The following is a 22,138-nucleotide window of genomic DNA, read 5'->3' as shown; positions in this document are numbered from 1 at the left end:
TGCAACCGTTCTAAGAGGGTATGCACGTATACCTTCCCATAGCCGAAGTTTCTGTCAGCCCATTCCTGCTGTTGGGGATCGGTGGGGTCGTCGGTGTTTTATCTGGTATGTTCGGGGTCGGCGGAGGATTTTTGATCACTCCGCTGCTGTTTTTTATCGGCATTCCCCCGGCGGTTGCCGTTGCGACATCAGCCAATCAGGTTGTCGCTTCTTCCATTTCGGGATTGTTGGCGCATCTCAGGCGCAAGACCGTGGACCTGAAAATGGGAAGCGTTCTGCTGACCGGAGGGTTGTTTGGCGCGGCCCTGGGTATGGTGGTTTTCAATTTTCTCAAGCATCTCGGACAGGTCGATCTGGCTGTACAGATTTGCTATGTCGTGTTTCTGGGGGCCATCGGAACCCTGATGTTCATTGAAAGCCTTGCCGCCATCCGAAAAGCCAGAAAGTCCGGGTATCAACCTGCCCCCAAGCGACGCCAGCGTACATGGGTTCACGCACTGCCCTTCAAGATGCGGTTTCGGGCATCAAGCCTTTACATCTCGGTCATACCACCTGCACTGGTCGGGTTTGGTGTTGGCATCCTGTCGGCGATCATGGGTGTCGGCGGCGGGTTCATCATGGTACCCGCGATGATCTATGTTCTTGGCATTCCGACCAAAGTGGTTATCGGGACATCCCTGTTCCAGATCATTTTCGTCGCCGGTTTCACAACCATGATACATGCGTCGACAAATTTCAGCGTCGACATAGTGCTTGCCCTGTTCTTGTTGCTTGGCGGCGTTCTGGGCGCGCAATTGGGGACGCAGATCGGTGCACGTCTGAAAGCCGAACAGCTGCGCATTCTGTTGGCGTTGCTGGTCATGGGCGTTGCCGGAAAGATCGGATTTGACCTTCTATTGCCGCCGTTGGAGATCTTTTCTCTGGCAGAGCCTGGAGGGGTATGATGTTGTTTTCTCCGTACCACGCGACAATAACCGCTCTTGAATTCGAGTTTGATAGAAGGCAAGCCAAGACCCAGCGCAAAGTGACGGTATCATGCATATTTACCTGCCCATAGCCGAAGTCTCGGTAAATGCATTTCTACTCCTTGGTCTGGGTGGAATGGTTGGAATTCTGTCGGGGATGTTCGGGGTCGGCGGCGGGTTTCTCATGACGCCGCTGCTGTTTTTCATTGGCATACCACCGGCTGTTGCGGTTGCGACAGAGGCCAATCAGATTGTTGCATCGTCCTTTTCCGGGGTGCTGGCCCATTTTCGACGAAAGACCGTTGACCTCAAGATGGGTACGGTTTTGTTGACAGGCGGTCTAGTCGGGGCTGCATTGGGCGTTGTTGTCTTTAACTATCTAAAAAGCCTAGGCCAGGTCGACCTTCTGGTAACCCTTTGTTACGTGGTCTTCCTTGGTATTATTGGCAGCCTGATGTTCATCGAAAGCTTGAGGGCGCTGCGCAAAGCCAAGAAAGGCGGGGCAGCGCCAGCCAAGCGCCGCCAACGTGGCTGGGTTCATTCGATGCCCTTCAAGATGCGCTTTCGCACATCAGGTCTTTATATCTCGGTCATTCCACCGGTTGTAGTTGGTCTAAGCGTCGGGGTCTTGTCCGCGATTATGGGGGTCGGTGGCGGCTTCATCATGGTCCCGGCGATGATTTACCTGCTGGGAATGCCCACGAAAGTCGTTGTCGGCACATCGTTGTTTCAGATCATCTTCGTAACCGCATTTACCACGATGCTGCACGCGACCACCAACTATACAGTGGACATTGTCCTGGCGGTATTGCTGCTGGTCGGGGGCGTCATTGGCGCCCAGATCGGAACCGTAATCGGTTCGCGCATGCCGGCAGAACAACTACGCGTTCTGTTGGCGGCGCTGGTTCTGGTCGTCTGCGGCAAGCTGGCCCTTGATTTGCTTCTTGAACCATCCGAGCTTTATTCGCTTGGCAACAGCGGGGGGCATTAAGAATGCTGCGCTATGTCTTTGCCGCTTTGTGCCTGTTCTGCCTGCCCGCAGCAGCCGATGAAGAGCAGGTCGTCCTGGGCCTCAGCCAGGATCGTGTTGCGATCACTGCCGACTTTGACGGGTCTGAGATCCTCATTTTCGGGGCCATCAAACGGGAATCACCCATTCCGCCAGGCCCACCAGTCGCGGTTATTGTAGCGGTTGCAGGCCCGTCCGAGCCCGTAACGGTTCGCCGCAAAGAGCGAAAGCTTGGGATTTGGGTAAACACCGATAGCGTTCTGGTCGACCTGGCACCAAGTTTCTACGCAGTTGCCACCAGCGAACCGTTGGATCAAATTCTGACCGATACCGAAGACCTGCGTCACCGCATTTCGATCGAACGCGCGATCCGGTCGGTCGGAGCGGCGATGCACATCCGTGGTGCTCAGGATTTTGCAGATGCCGTGATCCGTATCCGTGAATCTGAACAGCTGTATTCCATCCGCGAGAACACTGTGGCCGTGGACGAACAAACCTTGTTCCGGACGTCAATTGACATGCCTGCGGACCTGACCGAAGGGGATTACTCAGCTCGGATCTTCCTGACCCGCGGAGGAGAGGTTGTATCGCAATACGAAACCAAAATCGACGTCCGCAAAGTCGGGTTGGAGCGGTTTCTGTACAATATGTCCCGTCAGCAACCCGTTTGGTACGGGCTGATGTCATTGGTTATCGCAATTGCCGCGGGTTGGGGCGCGTCGACAGCGTTCCGTCTGTTGCGGGAAAACTGACACTCACCCCCTGCCGATATAGGGCATGGTCGTGGCCATGACCGTCATGAACTGCACATTCGCTTCGGGCGGCAGGGTGGCCATATGCAGAACGGACCGCGCGGCATCTTCAACCGCCATGGTTGGGTCCGGCGTCTGGCCTGCCGCCTGCGCCGCATCCACCAGATCCTGAACCATCTGCGTGCGTGCGTTGCCGATATCGATCTGACCACATGCAATTCCAAAGGATCGTCCATCCAGTGAAAGGCTGCGCGTCAGCCCCGTAATGGCATGTTTGGTCGCCGAATAATGTACAGAATTCGGACGCGGAACATGCGCTGCAATCGATCCGTTATTGATGATCCGCCCGCCCTGCGGGCTTTGATGACGCATGATCCCAAAGGCCTCACGCGCGCATAGAAACATACCGTTCAGGTTGACGTTGACGGTTTGATACCAATCGTCCAACGCGATTTCGTCGATTGTGCCCCCGCGGGCAAAAATACCAGCGTTGTTAAACAGAACATCAAGTCGCCCTGTCCGATCCATGAATACGTGGAACGCCTGTTTGACTGCGTCCGGGTCGGTCACATCGGCGGGCATTGCTATGGCCGCCGGGTATTCTTGCGCGAGGGCATTCAGCTTGTCCGCGCTGCGCGCCAGCAGCCCGACCGTCCAGCCCTGCGCCAGAAAAAGCTCGGCGGTGGCCCGACCGATGCCAGAGCTTGCACCAGTTACGATTATGGAACCCATGTCTCTTCTGCCTCCAGTGCGAGTGAAACTGCGGGGACCGCGCGCAAATCATCTATCTGCAACGGGTAAGTGGGTTTTGACAATCGATTGCGAACCACCCAGATCAAACGCTCCTGTGCGCGGGTGATCGCGACATAAGCCAAACGCTTCCACAAAGGCTGCCCGGCCTCAGTACGGCCCATCCGGGCGGCGGCGTAAATGTCAGGGGCAAACACCTGAACCGTGTCCCACTGTGATCCTTGTGCCTTGTGTATCGTCACTGCAGCCCCGTGCAAAAACGTCGCCCCCATACGGGCGGCAAAAGGAATGAAGGGCTCTTCCTCATCCGGTTTTTCGATCTGGACAATCGACGCGGCGCTGACCTGTGGGTCTTCGGCCCCGATCACATGCAAGCGAGAAAACCCCGGCTTGCGACCGGGACCAAGATAGACAACCTGGGCCCCCTTGATCAGGCCGCGCGCCTCAAGATCCAACCGCTTTTTGCGGTGCTTCAACGGCAACTCGATCCCGTCGCAGATCAGCGGCTCACCTTCCAAAAGCTCCGTATCCGGTGCGCCATGAACTTGCCTGAACGCCTGTATCAAACGAATGCGCGTGGCGTTGCGCCAGACCAGAACCGGGCTGCGCGCCATCAGATCAACTTCGACCCGCTGCCCCCTAACGACCCTGTCATCCCGGCGGGCGGTGTCTTCGACCAAACGCTCAAATTCTTCAAATCCCATCGACGGATTGGCAAGAGCGTGCGCCAGATCCAGGATCGGGTTATCCGCGTCTTGCCGATGTACCCGCTGAAGCGTCAGCTTTCGTGGTTCGGGCAAGGCTTCAAACACCATGCTGCCGGACTGATTGACCGGAGCCAGCTGTGCGGGATCACCGAACAGCAGAAGGGTCGGGAATATCTCTTTCAGGTCTTCGAACTGACGATCATCCAGCATCGACGCCTCGTCGACAAACCCGATGTCCAGCGGTTCCTCGCGGCGTTTCCAACCTGTAATGAAGTCAGATCCGCGCAATCCGGCAGCGGCCAGCGCTCCGGGAATCGATTTGTTGTTACGATAAAACGCAGCAGCACGGTCCAAAGCTTCGTCTGTCAGACCTTCGATCTCGGGGCGCTCGTCATTTCCGGCCAGCCATTCGGCGATACGCTCGTATTCCGGGTCATAGACCGGCGTATAAAGGATGCGGTGAATTGTGGTTGCCGGAACACCTCGAAGGCGCAGAACACTTGCGGCTTTGTTCGTAGGGGCCAGAATAGCAAGGCTGCGCTTGTCTCTGGATTTACGACTTTCGTAGTCGCCGGACACGACCTGAACACCGGTCTCAGCCAGCGCTTTGTAAAGTTTGGCCAACAGCAACGTCTTGCCGGACCCGGCCTTGCCGATCACAGCCATCACGCCAGACTTCCCTGCCCCCGGCAGTTTCAGAAGGGCATCGTCCTCCAGGTCGACACCGGCTGAGCGCAGCATCTCGGCGATGCTGTCATACGCGGCGGCCTGATCATCTGAGAAGGTCACATTCGGCAAAGACATGGCGCGACCCTACAGGGCCGCGCCAACCATCACCAGATGCGGATTTGCGTTTTCCGGTCCTTAGGCAGACAGGGCAAATCGGTGCAGTTTGGATCGCCCGAAAGCTGCATTGAACCACATGCGCGAAAGCTCACGCGGGATGCCCGCCCGTTCGGCCACGCGGTTGCAATCATCCGCTGAATAGGGCCATAGCCCGACCGAGATCTGGTCACGCCCTGTGCCTTGGGTTCCAAGAACCTCGGGGGACGACCCGATCAGACGATAGATCCGGATCATGCGGGCATCAAATACACCGGCAATATGCGTCAGGCCAAAGCCCTCCATCATCTCACCGCCGCTGAGCATGATGGCCCCGGCAGTGTGCGGGCTGGCTGTGCGGGACAGGCAGAACCGGGTCACCTCCCAGATCAGAGGGCTGCAAATCGGCTTTCCACCGTTGAGATGCCCAAACACCTCATTGATCATTACCCGGCCGGTTGTCGGCAATACCCGCATTGACCCACCATGGCTGCCATCCGGTTCTTCCCAGATGACATAAAGCGGGTTGAGGTCGTCGTACTCATCCCGCTCTTCTCCTTTTTTGTTGACATGGACGTCCCACCCCAACCGGGTTTTGAACTGATCTGCGCGATCCTTGAACATCCCCTCAGCCAGAGTCGGAAATCTGTGTAACTCATCGGCATATAGATAACGCAACATGACTTTTCCCCTTGTCGTCCTGTGCAGGAACGAAGGGGGTACAGAGTCGTGGTTAATATTGCGTTTTGAGGACGCTTTGCCCTTAAACGACTATTAATCCCCGGCTGAGTGCCGTTGCGATTGCGTGGGTCGTGTTAAGGGCTCCGAGTTTCGATCGGGCGCTTTCAATGTAAACGCGTAACGTGTGTTCGGAAATCGACAGGGAATGCGCCACCTGAGCGCGGCTGTAACCCAGTGCCAAAAGGGTAATGGCGTCGATTTCACGGGGCGACAGGCTGCGCGTTGCATCCGGTTGCCTGTCTTTTTCAAACTCCAGCGCTTTGCGATTGATATAGTGCGCAACAAGAATCAACTCGCGCCCAAAGGTCGAGATGAAGGTCTGCCAAGTTTGATCGTCGCAACTATGGTTAACGGTAAAAAGAGCGAACTGGCCGTTTGGCCCTCGGATCGGGATCGAGTATCCCTGATTGCCGACCCCATGGTCGTGGGCATCCTGAAGGAATGATTTGGCCACCTTGCTGGACCAGTCCAGAGACTTCCAGTCAACCGGGTGAAATCGCTGGAAACACCCCAGAATTACAGGATCAATACGATGATAGTTTTTTTCCCTGTATCGTTCGTCCCAGGCGTCTGAGTAGGTCGTATAGCCGTATTGGTCCCCCGCGCCGTCAACCCAGTGATATGTCAGATGTGCGACCTTCAAAGTGTCTCGCAGACATTCGGCAACGGTGCTGAGCTCTTCAAGCGTGCTGGTGTTTTCCAAATCCTGAAGGATTTGACCCAAATCGGTTTTCGTTCCCATCCGCGGGCGCCCGTGCCTCGTTCTTTAGGGACGCGATCTCGGCCGCCGCAATCAGCCTTGTATCATCAAGCTGTTCTGCAAGCGCGCTCAACCCATTCGCAACGGCAAAAGCGTTGAGGTCCGATAGTACGTCCAATATCCACTCATTTTGCGCCATCAGGGTCTCTCTGAAACAGTTAACGAAGCGTTAACACAATCATAACATGTATGATCTTTTTCGACCTATTCACCGGTTTCTACTCCCCAAAAATAGCGGGAGTAATAATCGCAAGCATTTGAAACCATGAAAAAGGTCTGCAAACAGCAAACCACCCGCGAACCGGCAGTGCGATTCGCGGGTGGTTTTTGTCTAAGGTCCTGAACTGTTTCAGCCTGCGTCCAAAACTTCTTCGAGTGTGCGCAGCCCGGTACGCGGCGCCTGAACAAGCACAGACATGTTGCCCGGCTTGTGTTCATTCCGCAGCATTTTCATATGTGCTTCCGGAAGGTCGTTCCAGGCAAACACCTCGGACATACAGGGGTCCAGACGGCGCTCGACCATCAGCTTGTTCGCCGCTGCCGCTTGTTTCAGATGGGCAAAATGCGAACCCTGCAGGCGTTTCTGGTGCATCCACATGTAACGTACGTCGAATGTGCAGTTGAACCCGGACGTCCCCGCACAAATCACAACCATGCCGCCTTTTTTCACCACGAAGGTCGAGACCGGGAAGGTGCTTTCGCCCGGATGCTCGAACACCATGTCGACATTGTTGCCCTTGCCGGTGATATCCCAGATCGCCTTGCCGAACTTGCGGGCCTCTTTGAACCACTCGGCGTATTCAGGCGTATTGACCGTGGGCAGTTGGCCCCAGCAATTAAAGTCGCGGCGGTTCAAAACCCCTTTTGCGCCCAGACCCATGACGAAATCGCGCTTGCTTTCGTCCGAAATCACCCCGATCGCGTTTGCCCCGGCTGTGTTGATCAACTGGATAGCATAAGACCCCAGACCGCCCGAGGCACCCCAGACCAGAACGTTCTGACCCGGTTTCAGGTCGTGCGGTTCGTGACCAAACAGCATACGGTAAGCTGTCGCGAGTGTCAGCGTGTAGCACGCCGCTTCTTCCCAGGTCAGGTGCTTGGGGCGCGGCATCAACTGCTGAGCTTGCACGCGTGTGAACTGGCTGAACGAGCCGTCAGGTGTTTCATAGCCCCAGATCCGCTGACTGGTCGAGTACATTGGGTCGCCGCCGTTGCATTCTTCGTCGTCGCCATCGTCCTGGTTGCAGTGGATGACAACTTCATCGCCAACCTTCCAGCGCTTGACCTTGTCACCAACAGCCCAGACGATACCCGATGCATCAGAGCCTGCGACATGGTACGGTGCCTTGTGGCCATCGAAGGGGCTGATCGGCTGGCCCAGTGCAGCCCAGACACCGTTGTAGTTAACGCCTGCTGCCATCACCAGAACAAGTACCTCATTGCTGTCCAGCGTGGGTACATCGACCACTTCCTGCTGCATCGCAGTGTTTGGCTCGCCATGGCGTTCCTTTCGGATGGCCCATGCGTACATTTGTTTCGGGACATATCCCATCGGAGGGATCTCACCCATTTCATAGAGGTCTTTTTCAGGTGCCTCATACGACGCGATACCGGTTTCGGTGTCCAAAGCCATGCTGGCCTCCTTTTTCAATACTTTTGCCGCGACGCAGAATCGCGTGCTTTATCAGATGAAATATTGGCCATCGCGAAATATTGCAACCGTTTTTGATGCTAAATTGTAATTTTATGACCCAGCGGTTGCAGAAATTATTTTGCATACGCAGAAACAGAAGGGCGCGCGGAAACCGGTACAGATGCTGCATAATACTCCAGCAAATCACCGCGTTGCCCAGATTCGGAAAGAACATGCCCCTGCCGCTTGAGTATCCGTCGTTCAATCAACTGATCCAAAGCGCTTGATATGGCCGACGCATTGTCTTGGGTCTGCTTACCGTCACGTTCCATCATCGCCTGAATACAGGACCGCAGATCCTGTTCCGCCATCGGCCCATTGTCACGTATCAGCAAACAAGCCGCAGGGGCCGGGACCAACGGGATCGCGTTCTGGATACGCTGCATCAATGTGCGCGCCAGATCGGTCATCATGTCATCACTGCCCTTGGCCCGGAACTCTTTCAGAGAAATCGGGATTCCGTACCGGACCGATGCCAGCCCAAACCGCTTGTAACGCCCGATCACTCGCCGCCAGAACTGTTTGAGAATCCAACGCGTGATGACCCCGATCCGGGCCCGAAAACGACGCTCTTTTCCCAGTGCCGCACGGGTCAGAATGGTGTCTTCGAGCACACGGTCATAATTCAAAGCGACAGGAACGAATACGACATCACGCCCCTGCGACGTCGTCCCATCCATTATATACTTGAGCAATCCAAGCTTTGGGCGGGCGAGCGCTCCTGTCAGGCTTAAACCACCTTCTGGAAACATGGCTTGCGTAACACCGGCTTCGGTCGCATGGCGCACATAGGTGGACAAAACCTGCCGGTAGAGCTCGCTGCCTGACTTGCGCCGGATAAAGTAGGCCCCCATTGCCCGGATCAACCGGCTCAGCGGCCAAACCCGCGCCCATTCTCCTACTGCGTAGGATAAAGCAGAGTGCGGGGCCGCCAGATATGTAACCAATACGTAGTCCATATTGCTTCTGTGGTTCATCACAAAAACAACGGTTGCATCAGGGTCGATTGTCCTGACCGCGTCTTCGTCCTCGTAGCTAAGCCGCACCTCGTAGAACGTGTTGCTTAACAGCCGGGCTAGCCGGATCGCAAAACTGAAATAGGCGAAGGCGGAAAAGGACGGCACGATCTCGCGGGCATAGCGGCGTGCCTGCTCGGACGCAACGGCTTCGGGTATTCCAGTTTCGAGGGCGTGATGCTGAACCGCTTTACCAACCTGCGGATCATAAATCAGCCGTTGAATCATGTCGTGCCGACGGGCCAGCTTGAACGGTTGGATCGGACGTTGCAGGCGCTGGTTCAAACGCGCCACGGCACGTTCCAACCGGCGGCGGAAAAACCATCGGACTGACGGGAACAGAAAATGTGAAGCGAAAGTAACCATGGCAAAGACCACGATCAGCACAAAAAGCCAAAGCGGAAGTTCCACGGTTTGCGTCATGGCCGCACCTTGCCACCAATCGAAGCTGCTCACAATCTGAACAATTGCAGGATGCCGCAACGCAGCGAATTGACATGTCCCGAAAATTGCGCTTTAGAACCTCAGGACGTAATTTTATTGCCCACCGAAACGCGAGGCCCCTTCATGACGCAGATGCAGAAAGATCGCCCCTGGCTCATCCGGACCTATGCCGGTCATTCCACCGCCAAGGCCTCGAACGCGCTTTATCGTGGCAACCTCGCCAAAGGGCAAACCGGTCTTTCGGTTGCCTTCGATCTGCCCACCCAGACCGGATATGACAGTGACCACACGTTGGCACGTGGCGAAGTTGGCAAAGTCGGGGTGCCCGTCTGCCATCTGGGCGATATGCGGGTTTTGTTCGATCAGATTCCGCTGGAACAGATGAACACGTCAATGACGATCAACGCGACCGCCCCTTGGTTGCTAGCCCTTTACATCGCCGCGGCCGAGGAACAAGGCGCTGACGTTTCCAAATTGCAGGGCACGGTCCAGAACGACCTGATCAAGGAATATCTGAGCCGGGGCACTTATGTTTGCCCGCCAAAACCGTCGCTGAAGATGATCGCAGACGTGGCTGAGTATTGCTATTCCAATGTCCCCAAGTGGAACCCGATGAATGTGTGTTCCTATCACCTGCAAGAGGCAGGCGCGACACCGGAACAAGAACTTGCTTATGCGATGGCAACAGCCATTGCCGTGCTGGACGAGCTGCGCCCCCGTGTTCCGGTCGAAGATTTTCCGGCACTGTGTGGTCGGATTTCGTTTTTCGTGAATGCAGGAATCCGTTTTGTTACCGAAATGTGCAAAATGCGCGCGTTTGTTGATCTTTGGGATGAAATTCTGCAACAGCGGTATAGTGTTGAGAACCCAAAGTTCCGCCGCTTCCGCTATGGTGTGCAGGTAAACTCACTGGGCCTGACCGAACAGCAGCCTGAGAACAACGTATACCGCATCCTGATTGAAATGCTGGCCGTGACGCTGTCGAAAAGCGCGCGCGCCCGCGCGGTGCAGTTGCCTGCATGGAACGAGGCACTTGGCCTGCCACGCCCCTGGGACCAGCAATGGTCCATGCGGATGCAGCAAATTCTGGCCTATGAAACTGATCTGTTGGAATTCGATGACCTGTTCGATGGCAACCCGGCTGTTGATGCCAAGGTCGAAGAATTGAAAGCAGGCGCGCGGGCAGAGCTGGCAAACCTAGATTCGATGGGCGGTGCGGTTGCGTCTATTGAGTATATGAAATCCCGCCTTGTGGATTCCAACGCCGAACGTCTGAACCGGATCGAACGCAACGAAACCGTCGTTGTCGGCGTGAACAAATGGATGGAAGGCGAGGCTTCCCCCCTTCAGACTGAAGATGGCGGCATCATGGTCGTTGATCCTGCCGTGGAACAGGAACAGATCGACCGCTTGAATGCGTGGCGGGCTGAGCGGGACGAAGCGGCTGTTGCAGCGACCTTGGCCGCGTTGCGCCAAGCGGCTCAGACAGGAGCAAACGTCATGGAGCCGTCCATTGCCGCTGCCAAGGCAGGTGTGACCACCGGCGAATGGGCCGAAGAGATGCGCAAGGTCTTCGGCACTTATCGTGGTCCGACCGGCGTTTCCGGATCGGTCTCGAACAAAACCGAAGGGTTGGATGACCTGCGCGCGGCGGTTGATGCCGTCAGCGACAAACTGGGGCGACGCCTGAAATTTCTGGTTGGAAAACCGGGATTGGACGGCCATTCCAACGGCGCCGAACAAATCGCGTTCCGTGCCCGCGACTGCGGCATGGATATCAGCTATGAGGGTATCCGGCTGACCCCGGAAGAAATTGTCACCTCAGCCCGCGACGATGACGCAGATGTCATCGGGTTGTCGATCCTGTCCGGTAGCCATCTGCCTTTGGTCGAAGATGTAATGGATCGGCTGCAGAAGGCTGGCTTGTCTCACATTCCCGTGGTTGTTGGCGGAATTATTCCGGATGACGATGCCGCAAAATTGAAAGCCATGGGTGTAGCCAAGGTTTACACCCCCAAAAACTTTGAACTTAATGCGATCATGAGCGATATCGTAACACTGGTTGACCCCAAAAACCTCGCAGCCGAGTAACTGAGGTTTTAGACCCTTAATTCCCCGTTTCTTCCCTTTTGATATTTGGGATGGAATAAACCATTCGTTAGAATTACGGTGCGCACTCAAGTGCACCGTAAATAATATCCTTCGGAGATGAATGATGGGGGTCAATCTTGAACAGATGTCGCGTAAAGACCTTTTGGCATTGCGTGACGATGTCGAAAAAGCCTTGGTAGGAGCCGAAAAACGCGAGCGCCGTGAGGCTTTGAAAGCCGCAGAAAAGGCTGCCGCGGAATTCGGATACTCGCTGTCCGAGCTTTCAGGCGACGCACCCCGCGCATCCAAGAACACGAAAACAAAAGAAAAATACCGCAACCCTGCCAATCCGGAACAAACCTGGACAGGTCGTGGCCGCAAGCCGAAATGGGTGCATGACGCGTTGCAGGCGGGTGCCGATATTTCCGATCTTGAAATCTGATCGGGGCGGAACAAACAATGACAATTCATATCGGCGCTGAAAAAGGTGAAATTGCAGAAACCGTTCTATTACCCGGAGATCCTTATCGGGCGAAATGGGCGGCCGAGACGTTTTTGGACGATGTGAAGCAAGTCAATAACGTTCGGGGGATGCTTGGGTTTACCGGAAATTGGAAGGGAAATCCTGTAACGATACAGGGTAGCGGCATGGGAATGCCCTCGCTCTCCATTTACGTAAACGAGTTAATTTGCGATTACGGCGCAAAAACCCTGATCCGAATTGGGTCGTGTGGCGGAATGCAGGACAGCGTAAAAATTCGAGACGTCATTCTGGCAATGACGTCAACAACGCTGAGTACGCCGTCACGCGGTATCATGAAAGAACTGAACTTTGCACCCTGCGCCGATTGGAGTTTGTTGCAGGCGGCCGCAAAGGCGGCGGCTGCCAAAGCAACCCCTACCCATGTCGGCGGGATTTATTCTTCGGACGTTTTCTATGATGATCGCCCGGACCTGAATGAACAGATGGTGCGCCACGGGATTCTCGGCGTCGAAATGGAGGCGGCCGAGCTCTATATCCTTGCAGCGCGCCACAAATGCCGTGCTCTGGCAGTTCTCACCGTTTCCGATCACCTTCTAACGGGAGAGGCTCTGCCATCCTCGGAACGTGAAAGCAGCTTTGGAGACATGGTGGAAATCGCGCTACAGGCCGCATTTCCGAGCAGCTGACAATGATGTAGTTGCCCGCTGAACCTAGCGCCCGTGCGTGCGATCATAGCCATTGCGCGCCGGGCTTTCCCAGCTGTCCAGGTCTGTGACCGTCGCGGCAAATGTTTCGACCAGCAAGGGAAAACACGCGGCTGTGTCCGAGGAATGTTCGGAGGAACAATCCCCACCCGGACAAGCGCTGAGATTGCCCAGCAGATCGATCTCAGCAAAGAACTCCAGATAGTCGCCGGGGCGAACGGGCGATGCTTTCATGAAATACTGACCTGTATCCCGAGTGAAACCGGTACACATGAAGACGTTCAGAACGTCGTGCACCACAGGTTCGGCCTCATCCATCGGAATACTCAGATGATCCGCCAGCGCGCGGGTCAGGTTGGAATGACAACAGTGGTGATACTGCGTGCCGGACAGCAAATTGCCCGTATATGGATCACAACGCGTGCCGATTACGTCATGAACCGATCCCCCGTATGCATCGATCCCGTACCATTCCAGTGTATCCGCTATGATCGTGGCCATCGGGCGCAGATGTGGGAAACTGGACCACATCCGCTCTCCGGTGGTCAGGTGCGTGCCATGCAAAGCCCGCGTTTTTCCGGAATAAAAGCGCTCGGATAAATCATTGCGGTTCCACAGGTTCAAATCGCCAACCTGCGGGCCTTCAACCGATGTGATGCGAAAGAAATGCCCGGCAGGTACATCAAAACAGCACGCCTCACGCGGAGGAACCAGGACTTCGCCGGTTTTGACTGCCCGTTGGCGTACAGATCTCATCCAGGGCAAATCTGGTCGCGGCAAGGCATCGTTCGGATAACAAATAACAGGGGCGACCGAACGACGGGCTTCGGCATCTTCGGGGGGGCGGGCAGTATTCTCAGAACCAGTCATGGCGTGCAGAGTGGCGGATTCTCTGGCTCGCGAAAAGCCCTATTCTCAACCATCACTTGCCTTCAGGCATCGCATAGGTTGGTCCGTCGCAGCGATTTCCGCTCCACAATAGTTGCACCGCCAGATGCCATGACGTCTGTCCTGTCGCCAGCGACAATCACGTGTCAGCGTTGAATGGCGCGAGCGCCAGAAAAAATAGGCGAACACTCCGGCGACCAACAAAAGCAGAAGAACAGGCATTCCTCTGCTTTGCCGATTGACCGAAGTTTTTCAAGGGCTGTCGTATTGGATCAGGCCGCGTTTGCGTATTCGAACAGCTCGGGCTCTTTGTCGGCTTTAACCGGTTCCGGCGTGTAGTAGGCCCATGCCTGCTCCAGCAGTTTCAGCGCCTCTTTAGCGTCGATTTTTTGTTTGGATGTGTTTGCATTCATTGGAGTGATCCTGACTCGAACTCATCACTCCTCCCTGACCAAAAAATAAGGCAATGCAGCCGGGGCCACATCGCCTTATTTTGCAAGATCGACATGCGTTTACCGCAATTCGGTGCAGGTTATTATACCGCGCGTTCGACCATCATCTTTTTAATCTCGGCAATCGCCTTGGCCGGGTTCAAACCTTTGGGGCAGGTCTTGGCACAGTTCATGATGGTGTGGCAGCGATAGAGCTTGAACGGATCTTCCAACTCGTCCAGACGCTCACCCGTGGCCTCATCCCGGCTGTCGATGATCCAGCGATATGCGTGCAACAGAGCAGCAGGGCCGAGATACCGGTCGCCGTTCCACCAGTAGCTCGGGCACGAGGTCGAGCAGCTGGCGCACATCACACACTCATAGAGACCATCCAGCTTTTTCCGATCTTCGATCGACTGCTTCCATTCCTTTGCAGGACGGTTGGTCTTGGTTTCCAGCCACGGCATGATCGACGCATGCTGGGCATAGAAATGGGTCAGATCAGGGATAAGGTCCTTGACCACAGGCATATGCGGCAGCGGATAGATTTTCACGTCGCCCTTGATCTCATCCATCCCATAGATACAGGCCAGCGTGTTGATCCCGTCAATATTCATCGCGCACGAGCCGCAGATGCCTTCACGGCATGACCGGCGAAATGTCAGGGTCGGGTCGATTTCGTTCTTGATCTTGATCAGCGCGTCCAAAACCATCTGCCCGCACGTGTCCATATCGACAAAGTAGGTATCGACACGAGGGTTCTGTCCGTCATCCGGGTTCCAGCGATAGATCTGGAACTTTCGCACATTGGTCGCGCCATCCGGCTTTGGCCAAGTCTTGCCGGTGATAATCCGGGAATTTTTGGGCAGGGTCAGTTGAACCATGTCAATTCTCCATTCAGCACAAGGCCGCCTTTCAGCCTGTCCGGGCGCGCTGAGACGCCCCTCGGTTATAATGCCCCCAATGGGCGATGTTCACGTCAAAATCCGACGCGAGCCAGTCCGCAACGCGTTGCGGATCGTCACAGTCGATATCAAAGCGCAGGAAGCGCGGGTTGCCGTGGAAATAGGCTTCTACTTCGGCATGGTGCACATCATACATATGTGCCCAGCCGTGTTTCACTTCATCGGCCGTTTGTCCATTGGCCTTGCAGCATCGCTCAAGGTACCTACCGCCGGAATGGTTGGCACGGGATGCGATCCAGTCATCGCGATTGCGCGTGTTCAGCAAGAAAAAGGCGTCCGGGTAAGCCGCATGCAATTCACGGAAGAAACGCGCCCCGTCCAGCATGAAGCGTGAGCTGACGAAAGCGATGTCGGTGAAGGCCCGCACCGCTCCGAACCCGTCCAGTGGTCGTCGCCCCATGGCTATGTTGGTCAACATGCGGTGCGCAAGGTTTCGGCCCTGGTCATCTTCCCAATGAACTGACGGTATCCCGCTGTTCTGGAACAGCCTGTGAAACGAGGTCGTTGCACAGCGGTTCAGCCCGATCAGGATGATCTTGGGATAGCCTGAACCGGATTGCAGGACCTCGACCGTCATGACAAGCACCGGACACGGACCGACCACTGGCCAATGGCCTTTGCGGTTTTCGTGGGTATTTGGCGCTTGCTCACCATTGCCTGCTGTCCGAGCCTTTTAGAACGTACGTGCCTTGGGTGCGATTTTCTTCAGGCTGATGCCACCTTCGTCTTCGGTCGTCAGCGGATCGACGATCACGGGACGATAGCTGAGCTCAACCTTGTTGCCTTCGACCCGACTAACCGTGTGAACACGCCAGTTTTCGTCATCACGTGCAGAGAAATCCTCGTGCGCGTGGGCACCACGGGATTCCTTGCGCGCCTCTGCGCCGACGATCGTGGCCAGCGCGTTAGGCATCAGGTTGGTCAGTTCCAGCGTTTCCATCAGGTCACTGTTCCAGACCAGCGACCGGTCGGTGACTTTCAGATCGTCCATCTTCGCAGCGATTGCCGTCATCTTCTCGACGCCTTCGGCCATGGTCTTGGCGGTACGGAACACGGCAGCATCCGCCTGCATGGTTTTCTGCATCTCAAGCCGCAACTCGGCGGTCGGGATGGAACCGCTAGCGTTGCGCACCGCGTCGAACCGGTCAAAGGCCTTATCGACCGATGCCTGGTTCAGAACCGGGTTCGCAGCTTCAGGATTCACGACTTTGCCTGCCCGGATCGCCGCCGCGCGGCCAAAGACCACAAGGTCAATCAGCGAGTTCGAGCCCAAGCGGTTCGCGCCGTGGACCGAGGCGCAACCGGCTTCGCCCACTGCCATGAGGCCCGGAACCACAGCTGTCGGGTTCTCGGCCGTTGGGTTCAGAACTTCACCCCAATAGTTTGTGGGGATACCGCCCATGTTATAGTGCACGGTTGGCAGAACCGGGATCGGTTCCTTGGTGACATCCACGCCGGCAAAGATCTTGGCGCTTTCCGAGATGCCGGGCAGACGTTCTGCCAAAGCTTCGGCTGGGAGGTGACTGAGGTTCAGGTGAATATGATCCCCTTCCGCACCGACACCACGGCCTTCGCGGATTTCCAAGGTCATCGAGCGCGAGACGTAATCGCGCGGTGCGAGGTCCTTGTACTGGGGGGCGTAACGCTCCATGAACCGTTCACCTTCCGAGTTGGTCAGGTAACCGCCCTCGCCACGCGCGCCTTCGGTGATCAGGCAGCCCGATCCGTAGATGCCGGTCGGGTGGAACTGAACGAACTCCATATCCTGCAGCGCCAAGCCCGCGCGGGCCACCATACCGCCACCGTCACCGGTGCAGGTATGGGCCGAGGTCGCGCTGAAATAGGCGCGGCCATACCCGCCGGTCGCCAGCACAACCATCTTGGCATTGAAGACATGCATCGTGCCATCGTCCAGCTTCCAGCAGACAACACCCTGACACTGGCCGTCATCGGACATGATCAGGTCGATGGCGAAGTATTCGATATAAAACTCGGCATTGTTCTTCAGCGACTGGCCATACAGCGTATGAAGGATCGCGTGGCCGGTCCTGTCCGCAGCGGCACAGGTGCGCTGGACTGCCGGGCCTTCGCCGAATTCAGTGGTGTGACCACCAAACGGGCGTTGATAGATCTTACCCTCTTCGGTTCGGCTGAACGGAACGCCATAGTGCTCCAGTTCGTAAACAGCCTTGGGCGCTTCCCGAGCTAGGTATTCCATCGCATCGGTATCGCCCAGCCAATCCGAGCCTTTCACAGTGTCGTACATGTGCCACTGCCAGTGGTCGGGCCCCATGTTTGACAACGACGCGGCGATACCGCCCTGAGCGGCCACAGTATGCGAACGGGTTGGGAAAACCTTGGTTACGCAAGCCGTGCGAAGACCCTGTTCCGCCATACCCAGTGTTGCCCGCAGACCGGCCCCACCGGCACCGACAACGACCACGTCATATTCATGCGTTTCGTATTCGTATGCAGCCATTTCTTTCAGCTCCGGGAATTAAAGGGCAATGCGAGCGACGGCAAAGATGCCAGCCGCAGCCGCGCCATAAGACAAGCAGGTCAACAGAATGATCAGGACCTTTTCAAGCGTGCCGTGAACATAATCTTCAAGCATCACCTGCGCACCGTCCGCGAAGTGTTTGAAGCCAACCGCCAGCGTCAGTGCTGCCACGATGGCAGGGAAAGGTCGCGAGTAGTAGTCGAGAACGACCTCGAATGGCTGGCCCAGGATCGGGCCAAAGGTGAATACAAACAACGGCACAAGGATCAGCAAAGCAACCGAGCTGACTTTCATCGCCCAGAAATGGGCAGTACCGGATTTCGCCGAGCCAAGTCCAGCGGCGCGTTTGCGGTCGGTCAGATAACGCATGTCATGCCTCCAATCACGCGACGAGGACAAGGGTCAGAAGGGTCAAGACGACCGATCCGATAACAACAGCCCAACCCATTTTGTTCGCTGTCGGAATATCCAGACCAACTGCATTGTCCCAGATCAGATGCCGCACACCGGCCAGCGTGTGATACCAAAGCCCCCAAACGGACAGCGCCATCACAAGGTCTCCAAGCATCGAGGTTATTACCCCATTCGCTACGGCAAAGGCCTCGGGCGAGGTTGCAGCGGCCAGAAACCACCAGACGATCAACAGAGCTGCGAGCAGAAGGGCGTTACCGGTGATGCGCGTCAGGATGGACGTGATCGACGTCAGCTGCGGGCGATAAATCGACAGATGCGGCGAAAGTGGGCGATTGCCCCGATTTACATCGGCCATGGCGGCTCCTTTTCGGTTGGCTACCGAACGTTTTACTGGTTTTTGCGACACTGTCACGTGCTGCGAGTGCAAAAACCATCAAATTGCGCTCAATTATACGGATAATTCAATTATGTGATCACACAAAATAATCTCGTGATCACATATCACATTCCGCACTGTCAATGTTAGCGTTTTCAAGGCCGAAGAGATGTGATCACGAATCTCTCAAGCCGTCATTTCAGGTCTGCCGTTTGCTGCGTCACTTCGCGCAGCAGTTTTCGACGAATTCGTTCCGGGTAATCCGCGAACCCGGTGGCAGAAACGACAAAGGCACCTTCGCCCACGATGACATTCTCAAAGAAATATGCCGTCAGGTCCGGTTCGCTTTCCTCAATAGCCAGCGCGTTGACAACGATTCCCTCGGCGCGCAGGGCCGCATGTACCCGTGTAGGTTCAATCCCTTCATTGGACACACCGTCCCCTGACAGGTCAATCAGATGCCGTCGGCAGTCGGAAACCGAATCGAATGAACTCAGGGTCATTTGAAGCGCCTCGCCGATTGCCGTCGAAAAATTCCGCCAGATGCGCGGATCGGCGGCGACCCGGTCTGCAAACTGATCCAGCGTGGCAAAGCTATCGATACGGGTCCAGGGGATAGTGATCCGCTGGCGTGATGAGCCGGTCCACTGCACTAGCATCAGCCGCGCCTGCCCCCGCACCAGTGCCTCGGACACGATCGGGTCGCGCAAACTTGCGGCCAACCCATCCATCTGGATGCGATATTCGCTGCTATCGACCGAACCAGAAACGTCCACAGCCAAAGCCAAGGCCAGATCGCAGGCCTGAGCCGCAGGTGCCAGAGTGACGCTGGCCAATATCGCGCGTAGCAGGTTCATTGTGCAAACCTATCACGCCTTGCAAGCCGTGGCGTCACATATCCGTCAGATCACCTATTTGGGCATCAATGCCCAATAGTCGAGATCCAGAAGAACATCTGGCAGGTACCGCCCTTCTTCGTTCTTCAGCTTGAACGGATCACCGCCCTTGGTCGCGACCAGACGCAATCGCACAGCGCCTATGCCGTGAACCCCGGTTTCCGCTTTGTCCAAAACTTCGGACCATGCCTTGATCGTATCACCCGCAAAACACGGGTTAGCATGGGCGCCACCATTCAAGCCGACAATCATCTGCGCATTTGCAAGGCCATTGAAGGACAATGTCCGCGCCATCGAGATTACATGCCCACCGTAAATGAGCCGCCCTTCCGGACGGAACGTCAGGTCGTAATGCACCTTGGCGGTGTTCTGCCACAAACGTGTGGCCAGCATATGCTCGGCCTCTTCCACGGTGACACCGTCCACATGATCGATGGTTTCACCGACCTCATAATCGCCCCAGCGGTGCGCCTCGCCCGCGAGGGCAAAATCGTAGTTTGCAAAATCGAGCCCTTCCGGCACGATCAGGTCCTGCGGATCAAGCACAGCCTTCAAATCGGGAACAACCGTCTCGGGCGCGGGTGCATCCATGTTTGCCTTGCTCACCATGACCCAGCGCACATATTCAAGAACCACCTCGTCCAACTGGTTCAACCCGCGGGTACGAACCCAGACAACACCAGTTTTTCCGTTGGAATTCTGCTTCAGGCCGATAACCTCTGATACGGATCGCAGCGTATCGCCGGCAAAAACAGGTTTCAGCCAACGACCTTCGGCATAGCCCAGATTGGCAACCGCGTTCAGAGAAACATCAGGCACGGTCTTGCCGAACACGATGTGGAACGCGGCCAGATCATCTATCGGGCTTTCCGGCAACCCACAGTCCCGGGCAAATTCATCCGAGGAGTAAAGCGCGTGACGTGCGGGATAGAGCGCGTGATACAAGCCGCGCTCTCCCTCGGTCACGGTGCGAGGTACTGCATGCTGCAACACCTGCCCGACAGAATAGTCCTCGAAAAATCGGCCCGGATTTGTTTTTGCCATTACTGCTGTCCCAGTTTCATGTCGGGGGAATAGTCGGCCTCGACCTCTTTGGTCACGGCCTGCGCGCAACGCATTACATTGCCGTTGGCATCAAAGGCGTACGCCGGGTCACCATACAGCTCCCATCCCTTTGAAAGGGCGTCGGACACCTTGTGACAGAAGGCCGAAGTGTCTTCTTCGGTCAGCAAGCGATAAAGCTTCGACATCAAATCAAATCCTTATGAGCCGAACGGAGATGGGCCAACCAGCCCATGGATGTATCCGATAATTCCCATCAGAACGATCGAAGCCACAAAGAACATCGCATCCTTGCCGTAAGTGCCAGGCTCTGCCGGGGTCCACTCGGGTTCAGACTTGTTGATTACAATGACTTCGACCACCGCCCAGGCCAGAAGGCCACCAAACAGGATGATCGAGGCCAAATCGCCGTTCACCAACAGGTGCGCAAAAGCCCACAGTTTGAACCCGCCCAGCATCGGGTGGCGCAGCTTGTACAGCAGCCGGCCTTTTGTGCCCGCAGGGCTCATCAAATAAATCGCGATCAAAACCAACAGATTGTTGACGTGAATCAGAAAGGTCGGCGGCGCCCAAACATGGATGAAGTCGGTCATGCGATACCCGAAGATCATCAGAAGGATCGACGCGACCAAAGCCAGGGCAACAGCGCCTTTACCCGCGTTACCCATTGCGGCGCGGCGTTCAGGTGCCACACGTTTGAACAGATGCGCCCCCCACCACAGCGCCACACCCAAGATCAGAAGAACAAAGCCCATGCTGGCCTACCCCGCTTGCAAAGCTAATATCGCCTCTGCTTTTGCCAGAATTTCGCGGGCAGTTACAACGTGCAGATTTTCGACAATCTTGCCATCGACAACGGCGACCCCTTGGCCTTGGGCTTCGGTCTCTTCAAAGGCCGAGATCTGGCGGCGAGCCAGGTCGATCTCATCATCCGATGGCGCGAAGGCGGTATTTGCCACTTCGACCTGGGCCGGGTGGATCAGCGTTTTGCCATCAAAGCCCATATCGCGGCCTTGCGCACATTCGAACGCCAGACCTTCGACATCCTTGAAGGCGTTGTAAACACCGTCGATGATGATCAGCCCTTCGGCCTTGGCAGCCAACAAGCACAGCCCTAACGAGGTCATCATCGGCAGGCGATCTGGGCGGAAGCGGGTTTGCAGCTCTTTCGCCAGATCATTTGTTCCCATCACGAATCCGGCCATCAGCGGATGCGCGGCGATTTCTGCTGCGTTCAGCATTCCACGCGGGGTTTCCATCATAGCCCAGATCGGCAAATCTCCGGTGATCGCAGCCAGCGCGTCTACGTCAGCCGCCGAATTCACTTTAGGCAACAGGACAACGTCGGCATCCATTTCGCGCACAGCCTCGGCATCCGCACGGCCCCATTCGGTGTCTAACCCGTTGATCCGAACAATCTTGACGCGTGATCCGTACCCTCCGGCAGCCAAAGCCGCCTTGAGCGTTTCGCGCGCATTGTCCTTTTCGTCGGCTGCGACCGCATCTTCCAGATCAAATATGATTGCATCTACCGGCAGAGTGCGGGCCTTTTCCAAAGCCCGATCCCGGGACCCGGGGATATAGAGAACCGAACGATAGGGGCGCTGACGAGGATCCATGGACCACTCCCATTGAAATAAAGTTGCGCGGAATGGGGCATTTTTTACC

At 56.1% G+C, this 22,138-nt stretch carries 24 protein-coding genes; 6 read left to right on the top strand and 18 right to left on the bottom strand.

The features are described 5' to 3' along the window. The first annotated feature begins 20 nt into the window (after window positions 1–20). From ACR0ID_RS08100 to ACR0ID_RS08090, 3 genes are all read left to right on the top strand, one after another. The gene (locus ACR0ID_RS08100; RefSeq protein WP_480483182.1) at window positions 21–944 is read left to right on the top strand and encodes a sulfite exporter TauE/SafE family protein; all 924 of its coding nucleotides are present in this window, start codon (window positions 21–23) and stop codon (window positions 942–944) included. A gap of 91 nt (window positions 945–1,035) precedes the next feature. Further along, window positions 1,036–1,956: a sulfite exporter TauE/SafE family protein gene (locus tag ACR0ID_RS08095; RefSeq protein ID WP_480475128.1), complete on the top strand. Its 921-nt coding sequence runs from the start codon at window positions 1,036–1,038 to the stop codon at window positions 1,954–1,956. A gap of 2 nt (window positions 1,957–1,958) precedes the next feature. Further along, a complete protein-coding gene (locus tag ACR0ID_RS08090; protein ID WP_480483180.1) occupies window positions 1,959–2,726 on the top strand; it encodes a TIGR02186 family protein in 768 nt (255 codons plus the stop codon). Between the two features lie 3 nt (window positions 2,727–2,729). On the opposite strand, the gene ACR0ID_RS08085 is transcribed toward ACR0ID_RS08090, so the two are convergent. From ACR0ID_RS08085 to ACR0ID_RS08060, 6 genes are all read right to left on the bottom strand, one after another. Next, window positions 2,730–3,458, bottom strand: coding sequence for an SDR family oxidoreductase (locus ACR0ID_RS08085; RefSeq protein ID WP_480554204.1), 729 nt, complete (start codon window positions 3,456–3,458; stop codon window positions 2,730–2,732). Next, on the bottom strand, window positions 3,446–4,987 hold the full coding sequence (locus tag ACR0ID_RS08080; protein WP_480604762.1) for an ATP-dependent DNA helicase: 1,542 nt from the start codon (window positions 4,985–4,987) through the stop codon (window positions 3,446–3,448). The genes ACR0ID_RS08085 and ACR0ID_RS08080 overlap by 13 nt, the downstream gene beginning before the upstream one ends. Before the next feature lie 60 nt (window positions 4,988–5,047). Then, window positions 5,048–5,686, bottom strand: coding sequence for an acyl-homoserine-lactone synthase (locus ACR0ID_RS08075; protein WP_480518471.1), 639 nt, complete (start codon window positions 5,684–5,686; stop codon window positions 5,048–5,050). 82 nt (window positions 5,687–5,768) lie between these two features. Beyond that, complete coding sequence (locus ACR0ID_RS08070) at window positions 5,769–6,488, bottom strand: helix-turn-helix transcriptional regulator (RefSeq protein ID WP_480518469.1); 720 nt, start codon at window positions 6,486–6,488, stop codon at window positions 5,769–5,771. A gap of 367 nt (window positions 6,489–6,855) precedes the next feature. After that, complete coding sequence (ccrA, locus tag ACR0ID_RS08065; protein WP_480475116.1) at window positions 6,856–8,139, bottom strand: crotonyl-CoA carboxylase/reductase; 1,284 nt, start codon at window positions 8,137–8,139, stop codon at window positions 6,856–6,858. A gap of 134 nt (window positions 8,140–8,273) precedes the next feature. After that, a complete protein-coding gene (locus ACR0ID_RS08060; RefSeq protein ID WP_480475114.1) occupies window positions 8,274–9,638 on the bottom strand; it encodes a 1-acyl-sn-glycerol-3-phosphate acyltransferase in 1,365 nt (454 codons plus the stop codon). 51 nt (window positions 9,639–9,689) lie between these two features. Here ACR0ID_RS08060 and ACR0ID_RS08055 point away from each other — a divergent pair, with 51 nt between their 5' ends. From ACR0ID_RS08055 to deoD, 3 genes are all read left to right on the top strand, one after another. Continuing rightward, complete coding sequence (locus tag ACR0ID_RS08055; protein ID WP_480604759.1) at window positions 9,690–11,750, top strand: methylmalonyl-CoA mutase family protein; 2,061 nt, start codon at window positions 9,690–9,692, stop codon at window positions 11,748–11,750. Window positions 11,751–11,874: 124 nt separating this feature from the next. Continuing rightward, a complete protein-coding gene (locus tag ACR0ID_RS08050) occupies window positions 11,875–12,192 on the top strand; it encodes an H-NS histone family protein (RefSeq protein ID WP_480604758.1) in 318 nt (105 codons plus the stop codon). A gap of 17 nt (window positions 12,193–12,209) precedes the next feature. After that, the gene (deoD, locus tag ACR0ID_RS08045) at window positions 12,210–12,920 is read left to right on the top strand and encodes a purine-nucleoside phosphorylase (protein ID WP_480604757.1); all 711 of its coding nucleotides are present in this window, start codon (window positions 12,210–12,212) and stop codon (window positions 12,918–12,920) included. 24 nt (window positions 12,921–12,944) lie between these two features. On the opposite strand, the gene ACR0ID_RS08040 is transcribed toward deoD, so the two are convergent. The 12 genes from ACR0ID_RS08040 to ACR0ID_RS07985 form a co-directional block, all read right to left on the bottom strand. Beyond that, window positions 12,945–13,808, bottom strand: coding sequence for an urea carboxylase-associated family protein (locus ACR0ID_RS08040; RefSeq protein ID WP_480604755.1), 864 nt, complete (start codon window positions 13,806–13,808; stop codon window positions 12,945–12,947). Window positions 13,809–14,098: 290 nt separating this feature from the next. Then, complete coding sequence (locus ACR0ID_RS08035; RefSeq protein ID WP_267363816.1) at window positions 14,099–14,239, bottom strand: hypothetical protein; 141 nt, start codon at window positions 14,237–14,239, stop codon at window positions 14,099–14,101. Between the two features lie 122 nt (window positions 14,240–14,361). Continuing rightward, window positions 14,362–15,141, bottom strand: coding sequence for a succinate dehydrogenase iron-sulfur subunit (locus ACR0ID_RS08030; RefSeq protein ID WP_480604754.1), 780 nt, complete (start codon window positions 15,139–15,141; stop codon window positions 14,362–14,364). A gap of 31 nt (window positions 15,142–15,172) precedes the next feature. Continuing rightward, the gene (locus ACR0ID_RS08025; RefSeq protein WP_480604752.1) at window positions 15,173–15,799 is read right to left on the bottom strand and encodes a sulfotransferase; all 627 of its coding nucleotides are present in this window, start codon (window positions 15,797–15,799) and stop codon (window positions 15,173–15,175) included. A 96-nt stretch (window positions 15,800–15,895) separates the two neighbouring features. Further along, entirely contained in the window at window positions 15,896–17,701 is a 1,806-nt protein-coding gene (gene sdhA, locus ACR0ID_RS08020; protein WP_480554209.1) for a succinate dehydrogenase flavoprotein subunit, read from the bottom strand. Window positions 17,702–17,719: 18 nt separating this feature from the next. After that, on the bottom strand, window positions 17,720–18,091 hold the full coding sequence (gene sdhD, locus ACR0ID_RS08015) for a succinate dehydrogenase, hydrophobic membrane anchor protein (RefSeq protein WP_480475100.1): 372 nt from the start codon (window positions 18,089–18,091) through the stop codon (window positions 17,720–17,722). A gap of 13 nt (window positions 18,092–18,104) precedes the next feature. Next, complete coding sequence (gene sdhC, locus ACR0ID_RS08010) at window positions 18,105–18,491, bottom strand: succinate dehydrogenase, cytochrome b556 subunit (RefSeq protein ID WP_480604750.1); 387 nt, start codon at window positions 18,489–18,491, stop codon at window positions 18,105–18,107. A gap of 215 nt (window positions 18,492–18,706) precedes the next feature. Continuing rightward, window positions 18,707–19,369 (bottom strand): DUF1194 domain-containing protein, encoded by a 663-nt coding sequence (locus tag ACR0ID_RS08005; RefSeq protein WP_480604748.1) that lies wholly within the window; start codon window positions 19,367–19,369, stop codon window positions 18,707–18,709. Between the two features lie 54 nt (window positions 19,370–19,423). Next, entirely contained in the window at window positions 19,424–20,452 is a 1,029-nt protein-coding gene (locus ACR0ID_RS08000) for a MaoC family dehydratase (protein ID WP_480604746.1), read from the bottom strand. Then, complete coding sequence (locus tag ACR0ID_RS07995) at window positions 20,452–20,658, bottom strand: DUF1737 domain-containing protein (protein WP_209506521.1); 207 nt, start codon at window positions 20,656–20,658, stop codon at window positions 20,452–20,454. The genes ACR0ID_RS08000 and ACR0ID_RS07995 overlap by 1 nt, the downstream gene beginning before the upstream one ends. A gap of 12 nt (window positions 20,659–20,670) precedes the next feature. Further along, window positions 20,671–21,225, bottom strand: coding sequence for an NnrU family protein (locus tag ACR0ID_RS07990; protein WP_480475092.1), 555 nt, complete (start codon window positions 21,223–21,225; stop codon window positions 20,671–20,673). Window positions 21,226–21,231: 6 nt separating this feature from the next. Next, a complete protein-coding gene (locus ACR0ID_RS07985; RefSeq protein ID WP_480604744.1) occupies window positions 21,232–22,089 on the bottom strand; it encodes an HpcH/HpaI aldolase/citrate lyase family protein in 858 nt (285 codons plus the stop codon). Window positions 22,090–22,138: the final 49 nt, after the last annotated feature.

The sequence above is a fragment of the Ruegeria sp. AL2 genome, assembly GCF_056540845.1.
The sequence above is the reverse complement of the archived record's forward strand: the minus strand, read 5'-3'. Positions and strand labels throughout refer to the sequence as shown.